At 70.1% G+C, this 10,149-nt stretch carries 9 protein-coding genes and 2 riboswitches; of the genes, 5 read left to right on the top strand and 4 right to left on the bottom strand.

Annotated elements, in window-relative coordinates; genetic code table 11:
• From ABT041_RS38765 to gcvT, 4 genes are all read right to left on the bottom strand, one after another.
• The coding region (locus tag ABT041_RS38765) for a serine dehydratase beta chain (protein ID WP_351193822.1) at positions 1-833 on the bottom strand (833 nt) is incomplete at its 3' end.
• A 161-nt stretch (positions 834-994) separates the two neighbouring features.
• Complete coding sequence (gene glyA / locus ABT041_RS38760) at positions 995-2,263, bottom strand: serine hydroxymethyltransferase (RefSeq protein ID WP_351193820.1); 1,269 nt, start codon at positions 2,261-2,263, stop codon at positions 995-997.
• Positions 2,264-2,295: 32 nt separating this feature from the next.
• Entirely contained in the window at positions 2,296-2,673 is a 378-nt protein-coding gene (gcvH, locus tag ABT041_RS38755; protein WP_351193818.1) for a glycine cleavage system protein GcvH, read from the bottom strand.
• Positions 2,674-2,750: 77 nt separating this feature from the next.
• Positions 2,751-3,875 carry a glycine cleavage system aminomethyltransferase GcvT gene (gene gcvT / locus ABT041_RS38750; protein ID WP_351193815.1) on the bottom strand — a complete coding sequence of 375 codons (1,125 nt, stop codon included), beginning with the start codon at positions 3,873-3,875 and terminating at the stop codon, positions 2,751-2,753.
• Between the two features lie 61 nt (positions 3,876-3,936).
• A riboswitch (glycine riboswitch) is annotated at positions 3,937-4,062 on the bottom strand.
• Positions 4,063-4,162, bottom strand: a riboswitch (glycine riboswitch).
• 162 nt (positions 4,163-4,324) lie between these two features.
• Between gcvT and ABT041_RS38745 the strand changes: the two genes are divergently transcribed.
• The 5 genes from ABT041_RS38745 to ABT041_RS38725 all read left to right on the top strand — a co-directional run bounded on the left by ABT041_RS38745 (position 4,325) and on the right by ABT041_RS38725 (position 9,994).
• Positions 4,325-4,987: an AAA family ATPase gene (locus ABT041_RS38745; RefSeq protein WP_351193812.1), complete on the top strand. Its 663-nt coding sequence runs from the start codon at positions 4,325-4,327 to the stop codon at positions 4,985-4,987.
• 142 nt (positions 4,988-5,129) lie between these two features.
• Positions 5,130-5,870, top strand: a complete 741-nt coding sequence (locus ABT041_RS38740) for an enhanced serine sensitivity protein SseB (protein WP_351193810.1) — start codon at positions 5,130-5,132, stop codon at positions 5,868-5,870.
• A gap of 78 nt (positions 5,871-5,948) precedes the next feature.
• On the top strand, positions 5,949-6,740 hold the full coding sequence (locus tag ABT041_RS38735) for an enhanced serine sensitivity protein SseB C-terminal domain-containing protein (RefSeq protein WP_351193807.1): 792 nt from the start codon (positions 5,949-5,951) through the stop codon (positions 6,738-6,740).
• A gap of 352 nt (positions 6,741-7,092) precedes the next feature.
• A complete protein-coding gene (locus ABT041_RS38730; protein WP_351193805.1) occupies positions 7,093-8,121 on the top strand; it encodes an ABC transporter permease in 1,029 nt (342 codons plus the stop codon).
• A gap of 112 nt (positions 8,122-8,233) precedes the next feature.
• The gene (locus tag ABT041_RS38725; RefSeq protein WP_351193803.1) at positions 8,234-9,994 is read left to right on the top strand and encodes an ABC transporter substrate-binding protein; all 1,761 of its coding nucleotides are present in this window, start codon (positions 8,234-8,236) and stop codon (positions 9,992-9,994) included.
• The last annotated feature ends 155 nt before the right edge of the window (positions 9,995-10,149 follow it).

The following is a 10,149-nucleotide window of genomic DNA, read 5'->3' as shown; positions in this document are numbered from 1 at the left end:
GCGTTCTCCTCGTTCACGGCCATCGCGTAGAGGGTGATCCACTCCATCGCGTGCGCGGCCGGGTCGCCCTCGGAGCGCAGCTTGCGGGCCGAGGTGGCGGCCCGGCGGCGGACCTTCAGGCCGCCGGGCAGGATGCCCTCGCGGGACATGCCGCGCGAGACACAGGCCTGCATGACCCGCCAGATCTCCAGCAGACCCGCGCGGATCTCCTCCTCGGTGCGCCAGGCCTTCTCGTTCTCCAGCATCAGGGAGGAGATCGACAGGCCGGTCTCCTTGGTGAGGCGGAGCAGCTCGTCGCCGGTGCGGAAGGGGTACTTCAGGACGGTGTCGTCCGGGATGATCGGGTTCTCGCCGGCCACGGCGTCCTCGTCGACGACGAAGCCGCCGCCGACGGAGTAGTACGTCTTCTCCAGGACGAGCCCGCCCTCGGCGTCGTAGGCGAAGACCGTCATGCCGTTGGCGTGGTACGGAAGCGCCTTGCGCCGGTGCAGGACCAGGTCGTCGTCGAAGGAGAACGGGATCTCGTGCGCGCCGAGCAGGTTGATCTTCCCGCTCGCCTTGATCCGCTCGAACTCGTCGTCGGCGCTCTCCACGTCGACGGTGCGCGGCGAGTTCCCCTCCAGGCCCAGGAGCACGGCCTTCGGGGTGCCGTGGCCGTGGCCGGTGGCGCCGAGCGAGCCGTACAGCTCGGCTCGTATCGCCGCGGTGTGGGTGAGCAGGCCCTCGTTCTTCAGGCGGCGGGCGAACATCCGGGCAGCCCTCATGGGGCCCACCGTGTGGGAGCTCGACGGACCGATGCCGATCGAGAACAGGTCGAAGACCGAGATGGCCACGGGAGGACTCCTTGTGGGGGCTAGACGCCGTTGTCTGCCGGGGTGGAGCAGAAGAGCGCGTAGAAGGGCTGAGCAAGGGGCGGGGCACCACGCTCACTGTCCAGTGTGCGTGGTGCCCCGGAGATTCCGTACGAACGAAGCCGGAACTAAATCGTACGAAATTACTTCAGGCCGGGGTACAGCGGGTGCTTGTCGGCGAGCGCCGTCACCCGGGCCTTGAGGGCCGCGGCCTTGTCCGCGTCGAAGCCGGGCTTCAGGGTCTCCGCGATGACGTCGGCGACCTCGGCGAAGTCCTCGGCCTGGAAACCGCGGGTCGCGAGCGCCGGCGTGCCGATGCGCAGACCGGAGGTGACCATCGGCGGACGCGGGTCGTTCGGAACGGCGTTCCGGTTGACCGTGATGCCGACCTCGTGGAGACGGTCCTCGGCCTGCTGGCCGTCGAGCTCGGAGTTGCGCAGGTCCACCAGGACCAGGTGCACGTCCGTGCCGCCGGACAGGACGGAGACACCGTGGGCGGTGACGTCGTCCTGGACCAGGCGCTCGGCCAGCGCGCGGGCGCCGTCGAGGGTGCGCTGCTGGCGCTCCTTGAACTCCTCCGAGGCCGCGACCTTGAAGGAGACGGCCTTGGCCGCGATCACGTGCTCCAGCGGGCCGCCCTGGAAACCGGGGAAGACGGAGGAGTTCAGCTTCTTCGCGAACTCCTTCTTCGCCAGGATGATGCCGCCGCGCGGGCCGCCGAGCGTCTTGTGCGTGGTGGAGGTCACCACGTCCGCGTACTCGACCGGGTTCGGGTGCAGACCGGCGGCGACGAGACCCGCGAAGTGGGCCATGTCGACCCACAGGTAGGCCTCGACCTCGTCGGCGATCCGGCGGAACTCGGCGAAGTCCAGCTGGCGCGGGTAGGCGGACCAGCCCGCGATGATCACCTTCGGGCGGTGCTCCTTGGCGAGGCGCTCGACCTCGGCCATGTCGACCAGACCGGCCTCGTCCACGTGGTACGCGACCACGTTGAACTGCTTGCCGGAGAAGTTCAGGCGCATGCCGTGGGTGAGGTGGCCGCCGTGGGCCAGGTCGAGACCCAGGATCGTGTCGCCGGGCTGGGCGATCGCGAAGAGGGCGGCCTGGTTCGCGGAGGCGCCGGAGTGGGGCTGGACGTTGGCGTACTCGGCGCCGAACAGGTCCTTGATCCGGTCGATCGCGATCTGCTCGGCCACGTCGACGTGCTCGCAGCCGCCGTAGTAGCGGCGGCCCGGGTAGCCCTCGGCGTACTTGTTGGTGAGGACGGAGCCCTGGGCCTCCATGACCGCGACCGGAGCGAAGTTCTCCGAGGCGATCATCTCGAGGGTGGACTGCTGACGGCGGAGCTCGGCGTCGACGGCGGCGGCGACGTCGGGGTCCAGCTCGTGGAGGGGAGTGTTCAGAAGCGACATGAATCGATCCCTAGGGGGTCTCGGGCCCGGTCTCAGTTCCCGGCGAACGCGGTGTACTCGTCGGCGGAGAGCAGGTCCTCCGGCTCGCCCGTGACGCGCACCTTGAACAGCCAGCCACCCGCGAACGGAGCCGTGTTCACCAGGGACGGGTCGTCCACGACGTCCTGGTTGGCCGCGACGACCTCGCCCGTGACGGGGGAGTACAGGTCGCTGACCGACTTCGTCGACTCCAGCTCGCCACAGGTCTCGCCCGCGGTGACGGTGTCGCCGACGGCGGGGAGCTGGGCGTAGACGACGTCACCGAGCGCGTTGGCCGCGAACTCCGTGATGCCGACCGTCGCGACGCCGTCCTCGGCGGCCGACAGCCACTCGTGCTCCTTGGTGTAACGCAGCTCGTTGGGGTTGCTCATGACCTGATTCTCCTGGATCGGGGGAGTACTGATGAACGTGGGTCTTGCGGGGTGAGACGAAGGGTGAGACGAGTGCGTCACTTCTGGCGCTTGTAGAAGGGCAGCGCGACGACCTCGTACGGCTCGTGGGTGCCGCGGATGTCCACACCTACACCCTGGGTGCCGGGCTCGGCGTGCGCCGCGTCCACGTATGCCATCGCGATCGGCTTTCCGAGCGTCGGGGAGGGGGCGCCGGAGGTGACCTCGCCGATGACCTCGCCGTCCTTGACGACGGAGAAGCCGGCGCGCGGGACCCGGCGGCCCTCGGCGATCAGACCGACGAGCTTGCGCGGCGGGGCGGTCTCGGCGCGCTCGGCGGCCTTCTCCAGCGCCTCGCGGCCGACGAAGCGGCCCTCGTTGCTGGTCTTCTCGAACTTCACGACCCGGCCGAGGCCGGCGTCGAACGGGGTGAGGGCGGTGGTCAGCTCGTGGCCGTACAGCGGCATGCCCGCCTCCAGGCGGAGCGTGTCACGGCAGGACAGGCCGCAGGGGATGAGGCCGACGCCCTCGCCCGCCTCGGTCAGCGCCTTCCAGACGCCCTCGGCGTGCTCGGGCTTCAGGAACAGCTCGAAGCCGTCCTCGCCGGTGTAGCCGGTGCGGGCGATCAGGGCGGGGACGCCGGCGACGGTGCCGGGGAGGCCGGCGTAGTACTTCAGGCCGTCCAGGTCGGCGTCGGTGACCGACTTCAGGATGCCGGGGGACTCGGGGCCCTGGACGGCGATCAGGGCGTACGCGTCACGGTCGTCGCGGACCTCGGCGTCGAAGCCCGCGGCGCGGGCCACCAGGGCGTCGAGGACGACCTGGGCGTTGGAGGCGTTGGCGACGACCATGTACTCGGTCTCGCCGAGGCGGTAGACGATCAGGTCGTCGACGATGCCGCCGTCCTCCCGGCAGATCATCGTGTAGCGGGCGCGGCCGTTGCCCACCGTGGAGATGTTGCCGACGAGGGCGTAGTCCAGGAGGTCCACGGCCTGCGGGCCCGTGACGGTGATCTCGCCCATGTGGGAGAGGTCGAAGAGGCCGGCCTTGGTGCGGACGGCGTTGTGCTCGTCACGCTCGCTGCCGTACCGGAGCGGCATGTCCCAGCCGGCGAAGTCGGTCATGGTCGCGCCCAGCGAACGATGCAGGGCATCGAGGGCGGTCAGACGGGGGGCAGTGCTCATGGGGTGGCTCCCGGGTCCCAAGGGCGTGATCGGTGACGAAAACACATGACGGGCGAGGACGTCCTCCCCATCTGTCATGGAACCTGAGAGGTTCACCGAGGGCATCTCGTCGCCGAGCGATCGGCGCCGAGAGTTCGGCTTGCACCTTGGGTGGGGACACGACAGGTGTCCCGCTTTTCAGATCTGCCTCATCCACGCGGTACGGGGCCTGAGAGATTCAAGGGAGGGTCTTGCTCCTTCGGCGCCCGGACGCGCTCGGCGGTCCGGAACTCTCCCGCGCGGATTCGAGCGGCCGGTATGCGATTGTGCGGCGACTGTGCGCGCCTGGCGCGCACATCATTGCATGCGGTGTCGGCCGGGCAAATCGCTTGTGTCGCATTACCCATTCTTTACACTTCGTGGGCAAGGGGTCTCCCAAGGTCTCCTGGGACCCGTACAGGGGGAGCGCGATGAGGATCCAGCACACCGGCGCATACGCGACGAGTACCGGCATACCGTCCCAGCGGGCCCGCGCCCGGAGCCGAGGCCGCGGCCGGCTCCTGCGGGACCTGCGCGAGCGCGGCGGCCGAGGCCCCCGCGCCCTCACCTACGCCGCCGGCGACCTCGTCGTCGTCTCCGGGCTGCCCGGCAGCGGCAAGTCCACCCTGATGAAGCGCGCCGCCGAGGGCAGCGGCATCGACTCCCAGGACGCCCGCGAGCGCTGGGAGGCCCGCATGCCCCGCCTCCTCCCGTACGCCGTCTACCGCCCCCTCGTCCGGATCGCGCACTACGCCGGACTGCGCCGCGCCCTGCGCTCCGGCGCGAGCCTGATCGTCCACGACTGCGGCACCCAGTCCTGGGTGCGGGGCTGGCTCGCCCGCGAGGCGAGACGGCGCGGCCGCGCCCTGCACCTGGTCCTCCTCGACGTCACCCCGGACACCGCGCGGGCCGGTCAGGAGGCCCGCGGCCGGGGCGTCTCCGCGTACGCGTTCGCACGGCACCGGCGGGCCGTGGGCCGGCTCCTGCGCGCCGCCGAGTCCGGCAGCCTCCCGCACGGCTGCGCCTCGGCGACCCTCCTCGACCGGGACGCCGCCGACTCCCTCCGCAGGATCGGCTTCCGGGAGGCCGCCTAGGGGTCGCACCGGCGCGTCCCGCGTCCCGGGCCGTCCCGGGACGGCCGTACCCTTCCCTTTTGGCCACGGCGGTGCCGGGGCGGCGTTAGGGTGCTGCCGGGCGGCCGGTGCGGCAGGCCGTGCGAGAAGGGGAAACGCGACCGTGGACGTGACGTGGCCGGGCAACGAGCTCGAAGAGGTCCTTGCCGCCTCACTCGGCAACCCCGAGGCGGGCGGCCGGCTGGTCGAGGTGCTCGGCCGCAGCCCGGTCTGGGTGCCCCTGCCCAACGGCGGCGGCCCCGACAGCCCCGGCCTCGACCTGGCCACCATGGAGATCGAGGGCGCGGCCTACGTGCCCGTCTTCAGCTCCGAGCAGCAGTTCCTCGCCTGCGTCGGCGACCACATGTCGTACACCGTCGCCCCGGCCCGTGACTTCGCCCGCGGACTGCCCCCGCAGCTCGGCATCGCCGTGAACCCCGGCGGCACCGTCGGCGTCCCGCTGCCCCCGCCCGCCGTCGCCGAGCTCTGCCGCGTCGGCCGCACCCCGCTCGACGGCCCCGCCAGCGGCGGCCGCGTCCGGCTCTTCGAGCCCGACTGGCAGGACGACCCGGTCGACTTCCTCGCCGCCGCCTCCGCCGAGTTCGAGGCCACCGGGGTCGTCGTCACCGCCCGCCGCGCCCTCGCCAGCGTCGAGGGCACCGAACCGGCCCTCTTCATCGGCGTCCAGCTGGGCGGCTGGGACGGCGTCGACCGCAACGCCCCCCTGGACGCCCTCGGCCGCGCCCTCGGCCGGGTCGAGGTCGCCTGGCCGGTCAACCTCATCCTGCTCGACATGGCGCAGGACCCGGTCGGCGACTGGATGCTGGAGCGGGTTCGCCCCTTCTACCAGCGCGCCGCCGTGTGAGCGGACCCCTGTTTAAGCTGAACTGACTCGATCGCTGGACAGACGTACGTGGTGGACGGAAGAGGGGCGGGACCCAGGGTGAGCGCGTCAGGCACCGCTTCGGCCGGGACGGTCGAGCACATGCTGCGCCAGGTGGCACCTGGACGTTACGACGCGTACGAGCAGTTGCTGCACGCCCTCGCCGACGGCGAGCTCTGGATGCTGCTCTGGCAGGGCGCCCCCGGCTCGCCCGACGCCCAGTACGGGAACATGGAGGTCGACGGCTTCGGCTACGCGCCCTGCGTCACCTCCCCCCAGGAGCTCGCCGCCTCCGGCTGGACCCGCGCCCACGAGCTCGTCACCGGCCGCGAGATCGCCCGCGCCCTCTACCCCGACCGCTGGGGCGTCTGGCTCAATCCGCACGCCCCCGGCGGCGGCGTCGGCATCCCCTGGGCCGACCTGCGCCGGATCGCCACCGGTCTCGACCGGATGCCCGCAGGTCCGCTGCGCGTCACCGAGCCCGCCCTGGAGATCCCGCAGTTCTACGCCCTGCTCACGCAGAACGCGCACCGCACCCCGGCCGTCCGGTCGCTGCGCCGCGGCTGGGTGCAGCCCGCGCTGGGCTCCCCGTACCTCGCCATCGGTCTCGACCTGTACGACACCTCCCCGGCGGCCGTCGACACGGTCCGCTCGATGATGCGCCAGTCGATCGGCTCCGTCCCCGACGGGCTGCCCGTCTCGACGGTCGCCCTCTCCGACGCGTACGACCCGGTGGCCCTCTGGCTGCGGGCGAACGCGCGCCCCTTCTACGACCGCGAGGCACACGCCGGACGCGGCTCCGCCGCCGTACCGGCGTACGGGTACCCGCCGGCGGCGCCGTCCGGATACTGAGACGCCCCTCGCGTCCCACCCGGCCCGCCGGTTCCGGGCAGAGTCCTTCGTTCGCCCCAATTGAAGAGCTCAACCGCCCAGTTGGGAGACATGTCCGATTGCGGTCGGAGCTCCCCAGAATGGTCCGCTCACGTGATCACGACGTCCGGATAACGGAAGTCGCAGCACCGCATCACGTTTGAGCAAACATTCACCTTCAGGTCTGGCGGGTGATCGCAGCCGCATTGAAGACTCCCCGGAACACAGGACGTTCGGCTCCTTTCGAGCCGATGTCCAGCAGGTTGTTCCACCGAGCCGCTACCCGCGGCGGGCAAGGGCCGGCTACCGGCGGCCGAGAGGGGTCCTCACCACGATGACGGCACCACTGCACGAGACGAGTGCGGGCGAGGCGACCGCCACCGTCGACGGCGCGCCCGACGCTCCCGGCACTCCGGACAACTCCGGCACCACCGGCAAGGCGATCGAGGGGCGCTCGCCCTGGAAGATCGCCTGGACCCGGCTCAAGCGCGACAAACTGGCCCTCGCGGGCGCCTTCGTCGTCCTCTTCCTGATCCTCGTCGCGATCTTCGCGCCGGTCATCGTGGGCCTCCTGGGCCACCCGCCGGACGAGTTCCACGAGGACCAGATCGACCCGCTGTTCGGCACACCGATCGGCTCCTGGGGCGGCGTCAGCGGCGACTTCCTGTTCGGCGTCGAGCCGGTCAACGGCCGCGACGTCTTCAGCCGGATCGTCTACGGCGCCCGGATCTCGCTCCTCGTCGCCTTCCTGGCGGCGGTCTTCGCGGTCTTCCTCGGCACCGTCCTCGGCGTCATCGCCGGCTACTTCGGCGGCTGGATCGACGCGGCCCTCAGCCGGATCATGGACGTCATGCTGGCCTTCCCCCAGCTGCTCTTCACGATCGCCCTGGTCTCGGTGCTGCCCAACCAGTTCCTCGGCCTCGACGGTTCGGGCGTCCGCATCGCCGCGCTCGTCCTGGTGATCGGCTTCTTCGGCTGGCCGTACGTGGGCCGCATCGTCCGAGGCCAGACGCTGTCGCTGCGCAACCGCGAGTACGTCGAGGCCGCCCAGAGCCTGGGCGCCGGCCGCTTCTACATCCTGCGCCGCGAGCTGCTGCCCAACCTGATCGCCCCGATCATGGTCTACGCGACCCTCATGATCCCCACCAACATCCTCACCGAAGCGGCGCTCAGCTTCCTCGGCGCGGGTGTGAAGCCCCCCACCGCTTCCTGGGGCCAGATGCTGTCGACGGCCATCACCACCTACGAGTCGGATCCCCTGTTCATGGTGATCCCCGGCCTCGCGATCTTCATCACCGTCCTGGCGTTCAACCTCTTCGGCGACGGCGTGCGTGACGCGCTCGACCCGAAGGGCTCCCGCTGACCGTTCGCCGACGACACGCAAGACCCGCCCCTGCCGCTGGCGACAGGAGGCCCATCCCCAATCGGCGGACCGCCGTACAACGGCCGCCACTATCCCGGAGGTTGCTGGACCCATGCTGAAGAGCTCTCAGCGCAGAATCGCCGCGGGCGCGCTGCTTGCCGCGGCCACGATGGTCGTCACCACCGCCTGTGGCGGCGACAACGGTGGCGGCAACGGCAAGGCCGGCGCCGCCCCCGGCTTCAACGCCGCCGTGAACAAGGTCGCCAACGCCTCCGACAAGAAGGGCGGCGAGCTGAAGTTCATCGGCTCGCAGGAGGCCGACTCGTGGGACCCGCAGCGCGGCTACTACGGCTTCGTGTGGGACTTCCAGCGCTACTACACGCGTCAGCTCGTCTCCTTCAAGTCCGAGCCGGGCGCCGCCTCCACCGAGCTGGTCCCGGACCTCGCCACCGACGCCGGCAAGGTCTCGGCCGACGGCCTCACCTACACGTTCACGCTGAAGGACGGCGTGAAGTGGGAGGACGGCAAGCCGATCACCTCCAAGGACATCAAGTACGGCATCGAGCGCATCTGGGCCCAGGACGTCATCTCCGGCGGCCCGATCTACCTCCAGCAGGTCCTCGACCCCAAGGGCGAGTACAAGGGCCCGTACAAGGACACGACCGCGGACAAGCTCGGCCTGAGCGCGATCGAGACGCCGGACGACAAGACCATCATCTTCAAGCTGCCGGTCGCCAACGGTGACTTCCTGCAGATGCTGGCCATGCCCGCCGCCTCCCCGGTCCGCCAGGACAAGGACACCAAGGCCAAGTACGGCCTGAACGTCTTCTCCTCCGGCCCGTACAAGTGGCAGTCGTACACGCCGAACAAGTCCATGAAGCTCGTCCGCAACCCCAACTGGGACGCCAAGACGGACACCCTCCGCAAGGCGCTTCCGGACACCATCTCCGTCACGTTCACGACGAACGCCGACGACATGGACAACCGTCTGGTCGAGGGCGAGTACGACCTCGACATCAACGCGACCGGTGTCGGCGCCGCCGCCCGCCAGAAGGTCCTGCAGCAGCACAAGGACAACGTCGACAACCCGCAGACGGGCTTCATCCGCTACGCGGTCTTCCCGCAGACGGTCATCCCCAACATCGAGTGCCGCAAGGCGATCATCTACGCCGCCGACTCGAAGTCCCTCCAGACCGCCCGTGGTGGCCCGCAGGCCGGTGGCGACATCGCCTCCAACATGCTGCCGCCGGCGATCAAGGGTGCCGACCCGAAGGCCGACCCGTACGGCAAGCTCGCGGGCGCCCCGGACCTGGCCAAGGCCAAGGAGGCGCTGAAGAAGTGCGGTAAGCCGAACGGCTTCAAGACCACGATCGCGGTCCGCAACAACAAGAAGATCGAGATCGCGACCGCCGAGTCCCTCCAGCAGTCGCTGAAGGCCGTCGGCATCGACGCCCAGATCGACCAGTTCGACGGCGCCCAGACCTCCGGCATCATCGGTTCGCCGAAGGTGGTCAAGGAGAAGGGCTACGGCATCATCATCATGGGCTGGGGCGCCGACTTCCCGACCGGTCAGGGCTTCCTCCAGCCGCTGGTCGACGGCCGCTTCATCCTCCAGAGCGGTAACAACAACTTCTCCGAGCTGAACGACAAGGCCATCAACGGCCTGTTCGACCAGGCGCTGAAGGAGACCGACCCGACCAAGGCCGGCGAGCTCTACAAGCAGATCAACACGAAGGTGTCGGAGGCCGCGGTCTACCTGCCCTTCACCCACGAGAAGAACATCATCTGGCGCAGCTCCCGGCTGACCAACGTCTACACGGCGGACGCCTACAACGGCCGCTACGACTACGCGTCGCTCGGCGTCGTCAAGTAATCCGACCCGCTTCACCGGCGCACCACCCGCCGCCAGGTCCGAAGGGCAGGTGATGGCCGCCCCGGCGGCCGGGGCTACCGCGGTCTCACCGCCGCCGAGGTCGTCTCCCTCCAGGAGGACAAGCCCGAGAACAAGGGCCTCCAGCTCGTCGAGTC

Source organism: Streptomyces sp. NPDC002825, from assembly GCF_040295385.1.
In the GTDB taxonomy this organism is placed as follows: domain Bacteria; phylum Actinomycetota; class Actinomycetes; order Streptomycetales; family Streptomycetaceae; genus Streptomyces.
The sequence above is the reverse complement of the archived record's forward strand: the minus strand, read 5'-3'. Positions and strand labels throughout refer to the sequence as shown.